The sequence below is a fragment of the Streptomyces qaidamensis genome (genome assembly GCF_001611795.1).
Taxonomy (GTDB): domain Bacteria; phylum Actinomycetota; class Actinomycetes; order Streptomycetales; family Streptomycetaceae; genus Streptomyces; species Streptomyces qaidamensis.
This window is the reverse complement of the sequence record NZ_CP015098.1, coordinates 5,805,022-5,821,845: the sequence shown is the minus strand read 5'-3', so window position 1 is coordinate 5,821,845 and position 16,824 is coordinate 5,805,022. Positions and strand designations below refer to the sequence as shown.

Annotated in this window: 14 protein-coding genes; 8 read left to right on the top strand and 6 right to left on the bottom strand. The window is 70.1% G+C overall.

The window, feature by feature from the left end; genetic code table 11:
* Positions 1 to 50: 50 nt before the first annotated feature.
* Complete coding sequence (locus A4E84_RS25965) at positions 51 to 2,339, bottom strand: transglycosylase domain-containing protein (RefSeq protein WP_062931621.1); 2,289 nt, start codon at positions 2,337 to 2,339, stop codon at positions 51 to 53.
* A gap of 261 nt (positions 2,340 to 2,600) precedes the next feature.
* Between A4E84_RS25965 and A4E84_RS25960 the strand changes: the two genes are divergently transcribed.
* The 5 genes from A4E84_RS25960 to A4E84_RS25940 all read left to right on the top strand — a co-directional run bounded on the left by A4E84_RS25960 (position 2,601) and on the right by A4E84_RS25940 (position 7,468).
* Positions 2,601 to 3,536, top strand: a complete 936-nt coding sequence (locus A4E84_RS25960; protein WP_062928850.1) for an SPFH domain-containing protein — start codon at positions 2,601 to 2,603, stop codon at positions 3,534 to 3,536.
* Positions 3,533 to 3,793, top strand: a complete 261-nt coding sequence (locus A4E84_RS25955; RefSeq protein ID WP_062928849.1) for a type II toxin-antitoxin system antitoxin — start codon at positions 3,533 to 3,535, stop codon at positions 3,791 to 3,793. Before A4E84_RS25960 ends, A4E84_RS25955 begins: the two co-directional genes overlap by 4 nt.
* Before the next feature lie 128 nt (positions 3,794 to 3,921).
* The gene (locus tag A4E84_RS25950; RefSeq protein ID WP_062928848.1) at positions 3,922 to 4,446 is read left to right on the top strand and encodes a PadR family transcriptional regulator; all 525 of its coding nucleotides are present in this window, start codon (positions 3,922 to 3,924) and stop codon (positions 4,444 to 4,446) included.
* Entirely contained in the window at positions 4,443 to 5,132 is a 690-nt protein-coding gene (locus A4E84_RS25945) for an ABC transporter ATP-binding protein (protein ID WP_062928847.1), read from the top strand. Before A4E84_RS25950 ends, A4E84_RS25945 begins: the two co-directional genes overlap by 4 nt.
* The gene (locus A4E84_RS25940) at positions 5,129 to 7,468 is read left to right on the top strand and encodes an ABC transporter permease (protein ID WP_062928846.1); all 2,340 of its coding nucleotides are present in this window, start codon (positions 5,129 to 5,131) and stop codon (positions 7,466 to 7,468) included. The genes A4E84_RS25945 and A4E84_RS25940 overlap by 4 nt, the downstream gene beginning before the upstream one ends.
* Before the next feature lie 16 nt (positions 7,469 to 7,484).
* Here A4E84_RS25940 and A4E84_RS25935 read toward each other — a convergent pair whose 3' ends face one another.
* On the bottom strand, positions 7,485 to 8,435 hold the full coding sequence (locus A4E84_RS25935; RefSeq protein ID WP_079129119.1) for a LysR substrate-binding domain-containing protein: 951 nt from the start codon (positions 8,433 to 8,435) through the stop codon (positions 7,485 to 7,487).
* Between the two features lie 133 nt (positions 8,436 to 8,568).
* Between A4E84_RS25935 and A4E84_RS25930 the strand changes: the two genes are divergently transcribed.
* On the top strand, positions 8,569 to 9,123 hold the full coding sequence (locus A4E84_RS25930; protein WP_031132607.1) for a peroxiredoxin: 555 nt from the start codon (positions 8,569 to 8,571) through the stop codon (positions 9,121 to 9,123).
* Positions 9,124 to 9,129: 6 nt separating this feature from the next.
* Complete coding sequence (locus tag A4E84_RS25925; RefSeq protein ID WP_031103031.1) at positions 9,130 to 9,663, top strand: alkyl hydroperoxide reductase; 534 nt, start codon at positions 9,130 to 9,132, stop codon at positions 9,661 to 9,663.
* Between the two features lie 82 nt (positions 9,664 to 9,745).
* Here the strand turns inward: A4E84_RS25925 and A4E84_RS25920 are convergent, their stop codons facing one another.
* The 4 genes from A4E84_RS25920 to A4E84_RS25905 all read right to left on the bottom strand — a co-directional run bounded on the left by A4E84_RS25920 (position 9,746) and on the right by A4E84_RS25905 (position 14,762).
* Entirely contained in the window at positions 9,746 to 11,059 is a 1,314-nt protein-coding gene (locus A4E84_RS25920; RefSeq protein WP_062928845.1) for an AI-2E family transporter, read from the bottom strand.
* A gap of 136 nt (positions 11,060 to 11,195) precedes the next feature.
* Entirely contained in the window at positions 11,196 to 11,888 is a 693-nt protein-coding gene (locus tag A4E84_RS25915) for an aggregation-promoting factor C-terminal-like domain-containing protein (RefSeq protein ID WP_470661519.1), read from the bottom strand.
* 420 nt (positions 11,889 to 12,308) lie between these two features.
* Positions 12,309 to 13,634, bottom strand: coding sequence for a PhoH family protein (locus A4E84_RS25910; RefSeq protein WP_062928844.1), 1,326 nt, complete (start codon positions 13,632 to 13,634; stop codon positions 12,309 to 12,311).
* A gap of 354 nt (positions 13,635 to 13,988) precedes the next feature.
* Positions 13,989 to 14,762, bottom strand: a complete 774-nt coding sequence (locus tag A4E84_RS25905; protein WP_062928843.1) for an isoprenyl transferase — start codon at positions 14,760 to 14,762, stop codon at positions 13,989 to 13,991.
* 850 nt (positions 14,763 to 15,612) lie between these two features.
* On the opposite strand from A4E84_RS25905, the gene A4E84_RS25900 reads away from it, so the two are divergent.
* Entirely contained in the window at positions 15,613 to 16,779 is a 1,167-nt protein-coding gene (locus A4E84_RS25900; RefSeq protein WP_062928842.1) for a winged helix DNA-binding domain-containing protein, read from the top strand.
* The last annotated feature ends 45 nt before the right edge of the window (positions 16,780 to 16,824 follow it).

Genomic DNA, 16,824 nt, shown 5'->3' with positions numbered 1-16,824 from the left:
GCACAGGCCCCAGGGCGCCCGGCGCTTCGCCGAGCGCCCCTGGGCGTCTCCTACTGGTCCTCGCCCGGCTTGACCGGGTCGAACGGGTCACGGCCGTCGTCCGGCGGTGTCGTCTGCGGGGACGTGGGCGGGGTGAGGGTGGGCGGTGTCGTCGACGGACTCGGCGGCGGGGACGAGGAGGGCTTCTCCGTCGTCGGCGGCGGGGACGACGACGGCTCCTCGGTCGTCGGCTCCTGCGTGGGCTCCTTGGTCGGCGTCTGCGAGGGCGTCGGCGTCCAGGTCGGCTGGACGGCCGCGCCCTGCTGGGTCTCCAGGTCGAACTTGCTGACGTCGCCCATCACACCGAAGGTGTACGCCGCCCAGATCCGCGCCGGGAAGTCACCGCCGTTGATGCGGGGCTTGCCTGCCGCCTTGTACATCGGTACCTGGGCGTGGGTCTTGGCGTCCTCGCCGAACAGGCCCACCGAGGTGACCAGGTTCGGCGTGTAGCCGGTGAACCAGGCCGACTTGTTGTTGTCGGACGTGCCCGTCTTGCCCGCGACCTGCTGGCCGTCGCGGCCGGGATTGTTGGCCACGGACTCCTGGGCGGTGCCGTCGTCGACCACGCCGGTCAGTACCGACGTGACGGAGTCGGCGGCCTCGCGGCTGATGACCTGGTCGCCGATCGGGTCGGGCATGGTGACCGTCCGGTTCAGGTGCTCGGCCGACTTCACGAGGGCCGGGGTGACCTTCTTGCCGTGGTTGTCGAGGGTCGCGTAGACCCCGGCCATCTGCAGGGGGCTCGCGCCCATGCTGCCCAGGGTCTGCGCGGGCACGGCCTCCATGTTCTCGGTGTCCATGCCGAGCTCGCCGGCGACCTTCACCACCTCCGACATGCCGACGTCGACGCCCATCTGCGCGAAGACCGAGTTGACGGACTTGTTCATCGCCGTCTGGACGGAGATCGGGCCGTAGTTCTGGTCGTCCTCGTTCTCGGGGGCGAAGCCGACCTTGCGGCCGTTTTCCACGACCGGGCGCTTGCTCGTGCCGTCGTAGACGGTGCTCGCGGTGATCGGCTTGCCGTCCTGCGTCTTCGCCTGCTCCTCCAGGGCCGCGGCCAGGATGACCGGCTTGAAGGTGGAGGCCGGCTGGTAGTCGGCGCGGGTGGCGTTGTTCATGTAGTGCTTGAAGTAGTCCTCGCCGCCGTACATCGCGACGACCGCGCCGGTCTTCGGGTTCACGGACGCGGCTCCGGCCTGGACGTCCCCGTCGACCTTGCGCTTCTCGGGGTCGAGTTTGCCGGTCAGTTGCCGTTTGACGGACTTCTCCAGCGCCGCCTGCTTCTTCTTGTCGATGTTGAGGGTGACGGTCCAGCCGCCGGCGTTGACCATCGCCTCGGCTTCCTTGGTGCTGTCGGCGGTGCCCTCGGCGACGAGCTGCTTCTCCAGTGCCACGTTGGCGGCGTTGACCAGGTAGCCCTTCTGGCCCTCCATGCCGGGGGCGGGCTTGGGCTCCTTCGGCACCGGGAACTTCATGCCGGCCCGCTCGGACGCGCTCAGCCAGCCCTCGTCGACCATGTTGTTCAGGACGTAGTTCCAGCGCGCCTTCACCAACTTCTTACCGTCCTTCGAGGCGACGGCCCAGTCGTACTGGCTCGGGGCCTGGAGGAGCGCGGCGAGGTAGGCGCCCTGCGCGACGGTGAGCTTCTGGGCGTCGGTGCGGTAGTAGGCCTGGGCGGCGGCCTGGATGCCGTAGGCGTTGCGGCCGTAGTAGCTGGTGTTGATGTAGCCGGCGAGGATGTAGTCCTTGGACTTCTCCCGGTCCAGCTTCAGCGAGATGACCATTTCCTTCAGCTTGCGCGAAACGGTCTGTTCCTGCGTCAGGTAGTAGTTCTTGACGTACTGCTGAGTGATCGTCGAACCGCCCTGGGCGCCCCGGCCGGACACGGTGTTGAGCAGGCCGCGGGCGGTGCCCCTGAGGTCGACGCCGGCGTCCTTGTAGAAGGTCTTGTTCTCGGCCGCGACGAAGGTGAGCCGCACGCCCTTGGGGACCCGGGACAGGTCGACGACCTCGCGGTTGACCTTGCCGTCGCGGGCCATGACAGCGCCGTCGCTGTACTTGTAGATGTTGCTCTGCCGCTTGGCGTCGGCGTTCCCCTCGGGGATGTCGATCACCATGTACAGCACGATGAAGGCGCCCATGCCCAGCAGGCACAGGCCGAGGAAGGTGCCGAGGATCTTCTTCCAGGTGAAGAGCCTGCGTATGCCGCTCTTCCCGGCCGTGGCCGATGAACGGCGGCTCTTGGGTGCCGCCCGGCGCCCACCGCGCTGTCTGGCGCGTCTCTCTTCCGCTCGCCCCATGGGTCCGATCCGCTCCGCTTCGTTCATGTGTGCTCACGCGTCACACAGGTTCGCCGCTCAGGTCAGCTCAGAAAGCTAACACCGGGAGATAAGAGATAGGGCTACCGATCTGGCCCTTTGCGGACGTGACAATCAGCACCCATCCCAACGGAACCGACGTACGAGACACGCGAAGGGTTGCCAGGACGCGATAAAGTGATATCACTTAGATAGACAGAAGCTATGCAGGAGTGGCTTCGACAGAAGAACGGGGGACCACCCATGTCCACACACGACACGCAGGTCACCGCCGACGTGCCGCAGATGCCGGCGCCCCGCGTGCGGGAGTTCACCGCGCACAGCATCGGCGGCGGACTGGCCCTGCTGCTCGGCCTGCTCGGACTGCTGGCCGGCGCGGGACTGATCGCTCTCGCTCCCTCGGTGGACGCGGGCGGCGCGAAGGCCGGGCTGATCATCGGCGGCATCCTGGTCGCGCTCGCGGCGTTCCTCGCCATGTGCGGGCTGAACATGGTGGCGCCGGGAGAGGCCCGGGTCGTCCAGCTCTTCGGCCGCTACCGCGGCACGATCCGCCAGGACGGCCTGCGCTGGGTGAACCCCTTCACCTCCCGCACGAAGATCTCGACCCGCGTACGCAACCACGAGACCGCCGTCCTTAAGGTCAACGACGCCTACGGCAACCCCATCGAGCTCGCCGCGGTCGTGGTGTGGCGCGTCGAGGACACCGCCCAGGCCACCTTCGAGGTCGACGACTACATCGAGTTCGTCTCCACCCAGACCGAGGCGGCCGTGCGGCACATCGCCATCGAGTACCCCTACGACGCCCACGAGGAGGACGGCCTGTCGCTGCGCGGCAACGCCGAGGAGATCACCGAGAAGCTCGCGGTCGAGCTGCACGCGCGCGTGGAGGCGGCCGGTGTGCAGATCATCGAGTCCCGCTTCACGCACCTCGCGTACGCCCCCGAGATCGCCTCGGCGATGCTCCAGCGGCAGCAGGCCGGAGCGGTGGTCGCGGCGCGGCGGCAGATCGTGGACGGCGCGGTGGGCATGGTGGAGGCGGCGATCGCCCGGATCACCGAGCGCGACATCGTGGAGCTGGACTCCGAACGGAAGGCGGCGATGGTCTCCAACCTGATGGTGGTGCTGTGCGGCGACCGGGCCGCGCAGCCGGTCCTCAACACCGGGTCCCTCTACCAGTGACGGTCCCTCCCGAAGGCCAGGGCCCGCAGCGCCGGCCGCAGCAGCAGCGCAAGCAGGTGCTGCTGCGGCTGGACCCGGCGGTGTACGAGGCGCTCGCCCGGTGGGCCGGGGACGAGCTGCGGTCGGCCAACGCGCAGATCGAGTTCCTGTTGCGCAAGGCGCTGGCCGAGGCGGGGCGGCTACCCAGGGAGACCGGGCCGCTGCCCCGGCGGGGGCGGCCGCCCGGGGGGTCCGCCTCCGGGCCCCCGCCGGCCTGAACACCCGGGCCGCACGGCTGTTGCGGAACCGTGACAACCCACTCCGACCTGGACGGTCGCACCCCGGGCCAGGAGCTGCACACTCGGCGTATACATGTCGCGTATACACACCGTGTACAGTCCTGGCCATGTCCATCGGTCACACTCTCCTGGGACTCCTGGAGTCCGGCCCGCGTCACGGTTACGACCTGAAACGGGCCTTCGACGAGAAGTTCGGTCACGACCGGCCGCTGCACTACGGCCAGGTCTACTCGACGATGTCCCGCCTGCTGAAGAACGGGCTCGTCGAGGTCGACGGCATCGAGGCGGGCGACGGGCCCGAGCGCAAGCGGTACGCGATCACCGAGGCCGGGGTCACGGACGTAGCGCACTGGCTCGCCACGCCCGAGAAACCGGAGCCGTACCTCCAGTCGACCCTCTACACGAAGGTCGTCCTCGCACTGCTCACCCACCGCGACGCCGGGGACATCCTCGACACGCAACGCTCGGAGCACCTGCGCAGCATGCGGATCCTCACCGACCGCAAACGCAAGGGTGATCTGGCCGACCAGCTCATCTGCGACCACGCCCTGTTCCACCTGGAGGCGGACCTGCGCTGGCTGGAGCTGGCCGCGGCCCGTCTGGACAAGCTCCGTGAGGCGGTGACCCGGTGACGATTCCCGCTGGTTCGCTCCTCACCGCCCAGGACCTGCGCAAGGTGTACGGGCCGACGACCGCCCTCGACGGCGCCGGGTTCTCCATCCACCCGGGCGAGGTCGTCGCCGTGATGGGCCCGTCCGGGTCGGGCAAGTCGACCCTGCTGCACTGCCTGGCCGGGATCGTCATGCCCGACTCGGGCTCGATCACGTACAACGGGCGCGAGGTGACCGCGATGAGCGACGCCGAGCGCAGTGCGCTGCGGCGCTCCGAGTTCGGGTTCGTGTTCCAGTTCGGGCAGCTCGTGCCGGAACTCACCTGCGTGGAGAACGTCGCGCTGCCGCTGCGGCTGAACGGCTCCTCCCGCAAGGAGGCCGAGCGGACCGCGCTGGCGTGGATGGAGCGGCTGGAGGTCGACGACCTCCGCAAGAAGCGGCCCGGCGAGGTCTCCGGCGGTCAGGGGCAGCGGGTCGCCGTGGCCCGCTCGCTGGTGACGAACCCGCGGGTGGTCTTCGCCGACGAACCGACCGGCGCGCTCGACTCGTTCAACGGCGAGCGCGTGATGGAGCTGCTCACGGACGCCGCCCGGTCTGCCAGCACGGCCGTGGTGCTCGTCACCCACGAGGCGCGGGTGGCCGCGTACTCCGACCGCGAAATCGTCGTCCGGGACGGCAAGTCCCGTGACATGGAGCGCGTCGTATGAGCGTCAGGCAGTGGAGCCGGGACCTGGGCATGGGGGCCCGGTTCGCCCTCGCGGGCGGACGCGAGGGGTGGACCCGGGCGCTGCTCACGGCCGTCGGCGTCGGGCTCGGGGTGGCGCTGCTGCTGCTCACCACCGCCGTCCCGGGCGCGCTGGCGGAACGGGACCGGCGCGAGGAGGCGCGCAGCGACCACACCTTCGGCCAGCAGGAGATACCGAAGGCCGACGACACCCTGATCGTCCTGGACGCGGACACCACGTTCCGGGACCGGGACGTGCGCGGGCGCATGCTGGAGGCCGAAGGCCCGAAGGCTCCGCTGCCCCCGGGGGTGCCGGCGTTCCCCGCGGACGGCGAGATGGTCGTCTCCCCCGCACTGAAGGAGCTGCTCGCCTCCGGCGACGGCAAGCTGCTGCGGGAGCGGCTGGACTACCGGATCATGGGCACCATCGGCGAGCAGGGGCTCGTCGGCTCGCAGGAACTCGCCTACTACGCGGGCGGCACGGGGCTCGCGGAACTGCTGAAGGGCTCCGCCAGCGGGGCGCGGATCGACAGCTTCGGCAACCCGGACCTGGGGTCGCCCGACCCGTGGGACCCTGTGCTGCTCCTGCTGGTCCTGGTCGTCTTCGTGGTGCTGCTGATGCCGGTCGCCGTGTTCATCGCCGCGGCCGTGCGGTTCGGCGGCGAGCGGCGCGACCGCAGGCTCGCGGCGCTGCGGCTGGTCGGCTCCGACAGCCGGATGACCCGTCGGATCGCCGCCGGCGAGGCGCTCGCCGGTTCCGTGCTGGGGCTCGTCCTCGGCACCGGGTTCTTCCTGCTCGGACGGCAACTGGCGGCGTCCGCCGAGGTGTTCCGCGTCAGTGTGTTCCCGAGTTATCTGAACCCCTCTCCCCTGCTGGCCGTTCTGGTCGCGCTGGCGGTGCCGGCGGCCGCCGTCCTGGTGACGATCCTCGCGCTGCGGGGGGTGGTCATCGAGCCCCTCGGTGTGGTGCGCACGGCCAAGCCCGCGCGGCGCCGGCTGTGGTGGCGGCTGCTGCTGCCGCTGGGCGGGCTGGCGCTGCTCTTCCCGATGATCGGGCAGGGCGACGACGGAGGGAACTTCAACCAGTACCTGGTCGTCGGCGGCGTGATGCTCCTCCTGATCGGTGTCACGGCGCTGCTGCCCTGGGTCGTGGAGACGGTCGTCGCCCGGCTCGGTTCGGGTGGGGTCGCCTGGCAACTGGCCGTGCGCAGACTCCAGTTGAGCAGTGGTGTGGCAGCTCGCATGGTCAACGGCATCGCGGTGGCGGTGGCCGGGGCGATCGCGCTGCAGATGCTGTTCGCCGGGGTGGAGGGCACCTACACCAGGGCGTCGCAGTACGACGTCTCCCGGGCCCAGATGAGCGTGGACGTGCCGGACGGCAGTGACACCGCAGCCACCATCGCGAAGTACCGCGACACCGAGGGCATGCGCAAGGTGACCGCCCTGGCCGATGTCCATCTCGGCGACCGTCGCGGCGAGGACGAGTCCATCATCCAGATCACTGTTGCCGACTGCGCTTCGCTGCGCGAAGTGGCCACGCTCCCCGGCTGCCGTGACGGTGACGTCTTCGCGGCCATGGGCTCGGAGTACGACAGTGAGAGCGATCACCTGGCCAAGCCCGGCACGACGCTGTCGACCGAGTCGGAGGACTCCGACCGCCCGGGCGACCGCGCGGTCTCCTGGACCGTGCCGCGGGACATCCGGCAGGCCGAGTCCCGCGAGGACCCCACCGGGTACGAGCGCGGCGGCATCCTGATCACCCCCGGCGCGCTGCCCGAGAAGCTCAAGGCGCTCATCTCCACGCGGCTCTTCCTGAGCGTGGACCCCTCGGTGCCGGATGCTTACGATCACGTGCGCAACACGGCCGCGCGGCTCGACCCGATGTCCCAGCCCATGACCTGGCGCAGCATCGAGAGCAACGACCGCTACGCCGCCATCCGCACCGGTCTGTCCGTCGGAGCCGCGTGTGTCCTGGCCCTGATCGGGGCGAGCCTGCTGGTCTCGCAGCTGGAGCAGTTGCGCGAACGCCGCAAGCTGCTGTCGTCCCTGGTCGCCTTCGGCACCCGGCGCCGCACCCTGGGCCTGTCGGTGCTGTGGCAGACGGCGATCCCGATCGGTCTCGGCCTGCTGCTCGCCGCGGCGGTGGGCATGGCCCTGGGCGCGGTCCTGCTGCGGATGACGAACACGTCGGTCCGGGTGGACTGGCCGAGCGTGCTGTCGGTGACCGGCATCGGCGCGGGCGTCGTCCTGGTGGTGACGCTGCTGAGCCTGCCGCCGCTGCTGAAGCTGATGCGGCCGGACGGGCTGCGGACGGAGTAGGTCCTCCTACGGGGCGTCAGGCGTCCCGGTCGACGACCCGGACGGGCAGCGGCCGCAGCGCCTGGCGCAGGGCGGCCGCCAGCTCCTCGTACTCCCCGCCGCGTGCGGCCCCCGCCCGCATCGCCAGCGCGATCCGGCGGGTGGGGGCCGGGTCGGCGAAGTACCCGGTGAGGAGCTGGTTGCTGCGGGAGGTCTCGACCTTGAGGGCGGTGCGCGGCAGCAGGGTGACGCCGAGCCCGCCCGCGACGAGCTGCACCAGCGTGGACAGCCCCGCGGCGGTCGTGGTGACCGGCACGTCGTCACGGCCGGCCTCCCGGCAGATGTCGAGGGCCTGGTCGCGCAGGCAGTGGCCCTCGTCCAGCAGGAGCAGGTTCAGCTCCCGCAGTGCCTGACGCGGGATGCCCTCCCGGCCGCCGAGCCAGTGGTCGAGCGGCGTGACGAGTACGAAGTCCTCGTCGAACAGCGGCAGTTCGGTCACGCCCGGTACGCCCAGGGGCACGGCGAGCAGCAGGAGGTCGAGCCGGCCGCCGGCCAGGCCGTCGAGGAGGCTGGCGGTCTGCTCTTCGTGCACCTGGAGGTCGAGGTGCGGGTACCGCTCGTGGACGAGCCGCAGGACCGTCGGCAGCAGATAGGGCGCGACCGTCGGGATCACCCCGAGCCGCAGCACCCCGGTGAAGGGCGCCCGGACCGCCTCGGCCTCCTCCATGAGCGCCCCCACCTCCCCCAGAACCGCCTTGGCGCGTACGGCGATCCGCTCGCCCTCGGGTGAGAGCAGCACCTTGCGCGTCGTACGCTCGAGGAGCGTCACTCCGAGTGTCTCCTCCAGGGCCGACACGGCGCCCGAGAGGGCGGGCTGGCTCATGCCGATCGCCGCGGCCGCGTCCCGGAAATGAAGGTGTTCGGCCACCGCCGCGAAGGCCCGGAGCTGGGCGAGGCTGGGCTGCCTGCGCTTATTACCGACAGTCACTGATAACTACCTCCGATCAACTCGACCGAGTGTAGCTATTTCCGTAATCAATCGAGCCTGTGCCAACATCAACACAGTCCAACCCATGGGAAACCCCCGCAATCCGGGGGTTTCTTCGCTGCAAGGAGTGTGTGTGCTCACCGTCGGTGACAAGTTCCCCGAGTTCGACCTGACCGCCTGCGTCTCGCTGGAGAAGGGCAAGGAGTTCCAGCAGATCAACCACAAGACCTACGAGGGTCAGTGGAAGGTCATCTTCGCGTGGCCCAAGGACTTCACCTTCGTGTGCCCGACCGAGATCGCCGCCTTCGGCAAGCTGAACGAGGAGTTCGCGGACCGCGACGCGCAGGTCCTCGGCTTCTCCGGCGACTCCGAGTTCGTCCACCACGCCTGGCGCAAGGACCACGACGACCTGCGCGACCTGCCGTTCCCGATGATGGCCGACTCCAAGCACGAGCTGATGCGCGACCTCGGCATCGAGGGCGAGGACGGCTTCGCCAAGCGCGCGGTGTTCATCGTGGACCAGAACAACGAGATCCAGTTCTCGATGGTGACCGCGGGCTCGGTCGGCCGTAACCCGAAGGAGGTCCTCCGGGTCCTGGACGCGCTCCAGACGGACGAGCTGTGCCCCTGCAACTGGTCGAAGGGCGACGAGACCCTCGACCCGGTCGCGCTGCTCTCCGGGGAGTGATCTGACATGTCGCTGGATGCCCTGAAGTCCGCCATACCGGACTACGCCAAGGACCTGAAGCTCAACCTGGGCTCGGTCATCGGCAACTCCGACCTGCCGGCCCAGCAGCTGTGGGGCACGGTGCTGTCGACGGCGATCGCCTCGCGCTCCCCGATCGTGCTGCGCGAGCTGGAGCCGGAGGCGAAGGCGAACCTGTCGCCGGAGGCGTACACGGCCGCCAAGGCCGCCGCCGCGGTGATGGCGATGAACAACGTCTTCTACCGCACCCGTCACCTCCTCTCCGACCACGAGTACGGCACCCTGCGCGCCGGCCTGCGGATGAACGTCATCGGCAACCCGGGCGTCGACAAGGTCGACTTCGAGCTGTGGTCCTTCGCCGTCTCGGCCATCAACGGCTGCGGCATGTGCCTGGACTCCCACGAGCAGGTGCTGCGCAAGGCCGGTCTCGACCGCGAGGTCGTCCAGGAGGCGTTCAAGATCGCCTCCGTGATCCAGGCGGTCGGCGTCACGCTGGACGCCGAGGCGGTCCTGGCCGAGTAACCCCCGGCCGCACGCCTCACAGAGCAGGGCCCCGCCCACCTGACCGGTGGACGGGGCCCTGCCGGTGTCCCGGGCTCCTGGACTACTCCGGGGCCGAGGGCGGCTGCGGGGCCGGCTCCGCGCTCACCGCCGTGGCCCCGCGCGGCCGCACCGAGTGCCGGAGCGCCGACTTCTGCGAGTACGACCGCAGATACCCGGCGACCGTGTTCGTCACCGCCACCAGCGGAACGGCGACCACCGCGCCGCCGATCCCGGCCACCATGCCCCCGCACGCCACCGCGAGCACCACCGCCAGCGGATGCACCCGCACGGCCCGTCCCAGGATGAACGGCTGCAGGATGTGGCCCTCGATCTGCTGCACCGCGAGCACCACCACCAGCGTCATGACGGCCGTGAACACCCCCTGGGTGACCAGCGCGACGACCACCGCCAGCGCCCCGGACACCACCGCACCCACCAGCGGGATGAACGCGAACAGGAAGATGAACACCGCCAGCGGCACGGCCATCGGCACATCGAGGAAGTAGATCCCCAGCCCGATGAAGATCGCGTCGATCAGCGCGACGATCACCGTGCCCCGCACATACGCCGTCAGCGTCCGCCACGCCGCCGGTCCGGCCCCGGCCACCCCGGGCCGCGCCGCCGCCGGCACCAGCTTCAGCGTCCACTCCCAGATGCGCTTGCCGTCGTAGAGCAGGAACAGCGTCGAGAAGACCGCGAGCAGGATCCCGGCGAGCGCCTCGACGACGACCGTCACGCCCTCCAGACCCGCGGAGGTGATCTGGTCGGTGTTCGCCCCGACCGCCTCCCGCAGGTTCTTGGCGATCTCGTTGATCTGCTTGTCCGTGACGTGGAAGGGGCTGTTCAGCAGCCAGTTCCGCAACTCGTCGATGCCGTCCTGGATCTGGCCCGAGAGGTCGTCGATGTTCTCCATGACCTGCCAGGTCACGAACCAGCCGATGAGGCCGATGACGACGAAGCCGAACATCGCCGTCAGCGCGGTCGCCGGCCCGCGCGGCACGCCGTGGCGCCGCAGCCGGGCCACGGTCGGCTGCAGGATCGCCGTGATGAGCAGCGCGATGACGAACGAGAGCACCACGAGCTGGACGGCGCTGATGACCCGCATCAGCACCCAGAGGGCGCCCGCGAGGACGAGGAGCCGCCAGCCGGCCTCGGCCGCGACCCGCATCCCCCACGGCACGGCCAGCGCGGGATCGGGGCGGGCGGCGCCGTCGGGGGCGTAGTCCGGGGGCGGCGGCACGTGGTCACCGGCGAGCGTCCCGGGCTCGGGGTCGTCCTGCTCCCGTTCGGCCTCGGCGCGGCGTTCGTTGTACCGCTCGCTGATCTCGGTCAGCCCGGCACCGAGCCGGCCGAGCCACCCTGGCACTCTCGACATGATCCGTCCTTTTCCCCCGTCTTGGCGCACCACTCCCCCGGGGAGCCGTCCGTCCGACCGTACATGGCGCGAGCCCCGCACCGGATGACGGTGCGGGGCTCGCGCGAAGGACGGGTTCGGCCGTGGGCCGGCCGGCTCAGTACCAGTTGTTGGCCTGCCAGAACGACCAGGCCTCACAGGGGCTGCCGTAGCGATCGTTCATGTAGTTCAGGCCCCACTTGATCTGGGTGGCCGGGTTGGTCCGCCAGTCGGCGCCCACGGACGACATCTTGGAACCGGGCAGCGCCTGGAACATGCCGTAGGCCCCGGAGGAGGGGTTGACCGCCTTGTAGTTCCAGTCGGACTCGTGGTCCACGATGTTGCTGAAGCACTGGAACTGGCCCGACGGCACCATCTGGCGTGCCATCGCCTGGAGCTGCGCGATGCTGTAGGAGGTCGCGACGGGGAAGTCGGAGATGTCCTTGGAGCGGCTGGCGGCGGCTTCCTTGGCCTCCGCGCGCTCCTTGGCCTCCTTGGCCGCCTTCTCGGCGGCTTCCTTCTTCGCGATGGCCGTCTCGGCGGCGGCCTTGCGGGCGGCCTCCTCGGCGTCCTTCTTCGCGCTCGCGTCCGCCTGAATGGCCTGTGCGTCGGCCTGCTGCGTCAGCGACGCGGTCTGCACCTGGGCCTGCTGGCCCGCGGGGATGTCCGCGAGCAGCGTGGCGCCGGTTGCCGTCGCCTCCGCGTCGTTGTTCTGCGCGGTGCTGCCCGAGGCAACGCCGACGACGCTTCCGACAGCGGTGACCGCCGTGGCCGAAGCCACTGCGAATCCCCGGACCGAGATCCGGCTCACACGGTTTCCTTCCAGCATCGCCCGCTTCGGTGACCCTCGCGGACGCAATCGTGCCCCTGGCACTGGCCTCCCCAACTGCGGGGTCACGGGAGGCGCGGGCCCGGTGGGCAACTCCCCCGAGGAGAGCGCCACGTGTTGCTCGGGCGGCATACGACATCGCTATGCAGTTGATGCTGATGCTTTTGTGGTGCCGTACCGCTGGGGGTACAGGTGTGTCGTATGCGGGGCCTGACAGGAGTGAGACTCTGCCGTAACCGGACGGGGCAAGGCAATTCCGAGTTGCGTGTGAAAGCTCACATCCCGTTTGACGCAGGAAATTCCACGGAACGGCCACACGCGAAGGCGCCGCCCGGCTAGGCTCTTGGCCTTTTCCGGGCGGCGCCAACTATCGCATAACCGCCAGTGTTTGGCGTGGTGCGGTCAGATGTGCCCGTCTTCGAGCATTTCGGTCACAAGGGCAGCGATCTGGGACCTCTCGGACCGCGTCAGGGTCACGTGCGCGAAGAGCGGGTGCCCCTTCAGCTTCTCCACGACGGCGACGACACCGTCGTACCGGCCGACCCTGAGGTTGTCCCGCTGGGCCACGTCGTGGGTGAGAACCACCCGCGAATTGGCCCCGATCCGGGACAGAACGGTGAGAAGTACGTTCCGTTCCAGCGACTGGGCCTCGTCCACGATCACGAACGCGTCGTGCAGCGAGCGGCCGCGGATGTGGGTGAGCGGCAGGACCTCCAGCATCCCCCGTGCGGTGACCTCCTCGATGACCTCGCGGGAGGTGACCGCCGACAGCGTGTCGAACACCGCCTGCGCCCAGGGGCTCATCTTCTCGGCCTCGGAACCCGGCAGATAGCCCAGCTCCTGCCCGCCCACCGCGTACAGCGGGCGGAAGACCATCACCTTCTGGTGCTGACGGCGCTCCAGGACCGCCTCCAGCCCCGCGCACAGCGCGAGCGCCGACTTGCCGGTGCCGGCCCGGCCGCCCATCGACACGATTCCCACGTCCGGGTCGAGCAGCAGGTCGAGCGCGATGCGCTGCTCGGCGCTGCGGCCCTTGATGCCGAACGCCTCACGATCCCCGCGCACGACACGGATGTTGCCCTCGGGCGTGACCCGCCCGAGGGCCTTGCCGCGCTCCGACTGGATCATCAGGCCCGTGTGCACCGGCAGTTCGGCGGCCTCGGGGACGTAGACGTGCCCCTCCTCGAAGAGGATGTCCACCTGCTCGCCGGGCAGGGTCAGTTCGGACATTCCGGTCCAGCCGGAGGAGTCCGTGATGGCGAGCTCCGCGCGGTACTCCTCGGCGAGGAGTCCGACGGAGGACGCCTTGATCCTGAGTGGGAGGTCCTTGGACACGACGGTGACGTCGAACCCCTCGGCCTGCAGGTTTCGGGCGACCGCGAGGATGCGGGAGTCGTTGTCCCCCAGGCGGTAGCCGCTGGGCAGCACGCTGGGGTCCGAGTGGTTGAGCTCGACACGGACGGTCCCGCCCAGATCCCCGATCGGGATGGGGGCGTCGAGGCGACCGTGCCGGACCCGGAACTCGTCGAGCAGGCGCAGGGCCTGCCGGGCGAAGTAGCCGAGTTCGGGATGGTGCCGCTTGGCCTCCAGCTCCGTGACCACGACGATGGGGAGCACGACCTCGTGCTCGTCGAAGCGGTTCAGGGCGTTCGGGTCGGCCAGCAGGACGCTGGTGTCGAGAACATAGGTGCGCCGGTCGGGCTTGTGGCGCTTTGTGCTGGTCACCACGGAAGGACGTACCCCCTCGGATGAGGTCGGGGAGCGACGGTATGGAGCTGGACCGGTCGTCGGCCGCCCTGCGCGGGCCGAGAACCGGCCCTCCGCCTCTTCGTCCGTGCTGTGACCGCACGATCGGGCTGGTGCAAAGGGCCTCCCGGGCGGACGGCCCCGTGCCGTCCGCTGAGATACGACACCCGTGGTTCGGGCGTCGACCTGTCTGGGTTATGCCCTCGAACGAGCGTCGCCATGCCACGGCATATGACGGCGAGCCGGTGAACTCCGTGTTACGCGCGTCCTCAAGGGGGTACCGGGAGGTGTCGTGACGTGGGACGTCCTGCGTCCGCGGTGCCCGGCAGCGGTACGTCAGCCGCCGTAGCGCCGGTGCCGGACGGCGTAGTCGCGCATGGCCCGCAGGAAGTCGACCTTGCGGAACGCCGGCCAGAACACGTCACAGAAGTAGTACTCGGAGTGGGCGGTCTGCCAGAGCATGAATCCGGACAGGCGCTGCTCGCCGCTGGTGCGGATCACCAGGTCGGGGTCGGGCTGGTCGCTGGTGTAGAGGTGACGCCCGATCATGTCGGTGTCGACGGCCTCGGCGAGCTCCTCCATCGAGGTGCCCCGGTCCTTGGCGTCGAGCAGCATCGAGCGGACGGCGTCGGCGATCTCCTGCCGGCCGCCGTAACCGATGGCGACGTTGACCACTATGCCGTCGACGTGCGCGGTGGTCTCCTCGGCCTCCTTGAGGACCGTCTGCATCCCCGAGGGCAGCAGGTCGGGCGTGCCCACGTGGTGCACGCGCCAGCGGCCGTCGGCGGCCAGGGTGCGCACGACGTCCTCGATGATGCCGAGCAGGGGGACGAGTTCCTCCCGCGGCCGGTCGAAGTTGTCCGTGGACAGCAGCCAGAGCGTGACGACCTCGACATCGGTCTCGGTGCACCAGCCGAGGAACTCCTCGATCTTCCCGGCACCGGCCCGATGGCCGTCGACGGTGCTGGATCCGGCGGCCTTCGCCCAGCGCCGGTTGCCGTCCATGATGACGCCGATGTGCTTGGGCACCTGAGCGTGGTCCAGGTGACCTTCCACCCGGCGTGCGTACAGCCTGACCAGCAGGCCACGCAGCTTGTCGCGCAGGTTCACGTGATCGTCAGCCCCTCCGTAAGGATCGGACAGGCCGCGGTGTGCGGCCCGGTCGTGGCCGCTGGCGGTCCCTGCCCGTGTGGCAGTCCCCGGGGGCGAAGCCTACCCCCGCTGCGGCGACGGGCCGCCAACCGGGGCGGAACGAACGGTTCCGGCCGGTGGTTCGAGCCGCCCGGCGGACCCACAAAAAACGGGCCGGTCCGTGGGGGGGAGACGGACCGGCCCGAGGGGGGGTTTCCACCATAACCCTTCGTAAGTGATGCTGCGTGCATCGGCGTGCCACAACTACTCTCCGGAGCCGTCCGGCGACGCGGCGATGACCGCGGAGGCCTTCGTTCAGGCCTCGCTTGTGGCCGAAACAGGGCGCATACGCAGGGGAATCGGGCACCCTGGGGCAGAATCCGGAGGATTTGCCGCGACTTGGGGCCCAGTCGGGTGACATGTCCCGGCATCCCCCCGACGGGTGACCCGACCCCGAACGCCCGCTTGACCCGGAGTCCCCCGGGCCGTCGCCGATTCACCGCTTTGCCGTCTCGACATCGCCGTCGGCGAGGCCCGATCGCCGCTGCGCAAGACCCGGCGGGAGGCCTGGCACCGCGCAGCCCCCTCCACTGCGCGGTACCGCCCGCGCAGCTTTGCTCACGCGAATCGCCTGGCTTCGAATCTACGCGAGTGGACGCAGGGAGGCGAGCCGCAGGCGATAACGATGTGAAAACCCTCGGCGGAAGATGCGCAAGTGCAGTGAGCGAAGGGAGTGACCTACGCCCGGTCGCGCGTCGGGGTGTCATAGCGAGCGTCGGGGGTGGGATATAGGACAGAAACTGGCCTCTTTGCCACCTAGCGTCGCACCATGACGACGAACGTGAGCATCACGTGGGACGCGGCCGGCGCACGCCGGGCGGAGCGGCAGTTCCTGGCCAGGCCGGCCGGGACCGGCACGCCGCTCGCCGAGGTGGCCGGCGCGATGCTGGGCGTGCACGCCCAGGTGCTGTCCGCGGCCGAGCTGTCGCTGGGGATGCGGGCGGACGGGGTGACACGGGCGGACGTACGGTCCGCGCTCTGGGACGACCGGTCCCTGGTCAAGACGTACGGCCCGCGCGGCACGGTCCATCTTCTCCCGGCCCGTGAACTCCCCCTCCTCTCCGCCGCGTTGACGGCGGTGCCGACCGGCCCGAGCCCGTTCCCGCCCGACGTGCGGCTCACCGAGGAGCAGTCCGCCCAGGTCGTGACGGCGATCGGCGAAGCGCTCGACGGCAGGTTCCTGACCCTCGACGAGCTGTCCGAGGAGGTCGTCGCCCGCACGGGACCCTGGGCCGGTGACCGCGTGATGCCGGCGTTCCAGGACCTGTGGCCGCGCTGGCGCCAGGTGATGCACCGGGCCGGCTGGGCGGGCACGCTGTGCTTCGGCCCCAACCGCGGCCGCAAGGCGACGTACACGCGCCCCGCCTCGGGGGACCGGACAGTGAGCGACGGGGCGGGCGATGCCCTGTCCGTCTTCGTCCGCCGCTATCTGCACGCGTACGGCCCGGCGACCCCGGCGCACTTCGCACGGTGGCTGGCGGCGCCGCCCGGCTGGGCCACGGCCCTGTTCGGCGAACTGGCCTCGGCGGGCCGCATCGAGGAGGCCCGGTTCGAGGGAACACCGGCGTGGGTGGCGGCGGGCGACACCGACTTCCCCGACGGCCCGGCGCGGGGTGTCCGCCTGCTCCCCTACTTCGACGCGTACGTCGTCGCCGGGCAGCCCCGCAAGCGGCTGTTCCCCGGGGCGGCGTACCAGCGCGCCCTCGGGGGCGGCCAGGCGGGCAACTACCCGGTGCTGCTCGTCGACGGTGTGGTGGCTGGGGTGTGGCACCAGCGGCGCCGGGGCCGTCGTACGACCGTCACGGTCGAGCCGCTCGTCCCGCTGACGGCACGGCAGGAACGGGAGCTGGGCGAGCAGGTGGAGCGGGTGGGTGAGGTGCTGGAGGTGACGCCCGAGCTGGTGGTGGGAGAGGTGGCGGTGGGCCCGCACGCGTGATCACGGACCCGGGGGCCTCAGTTCCTTTCACTATGAGCGTCCGAT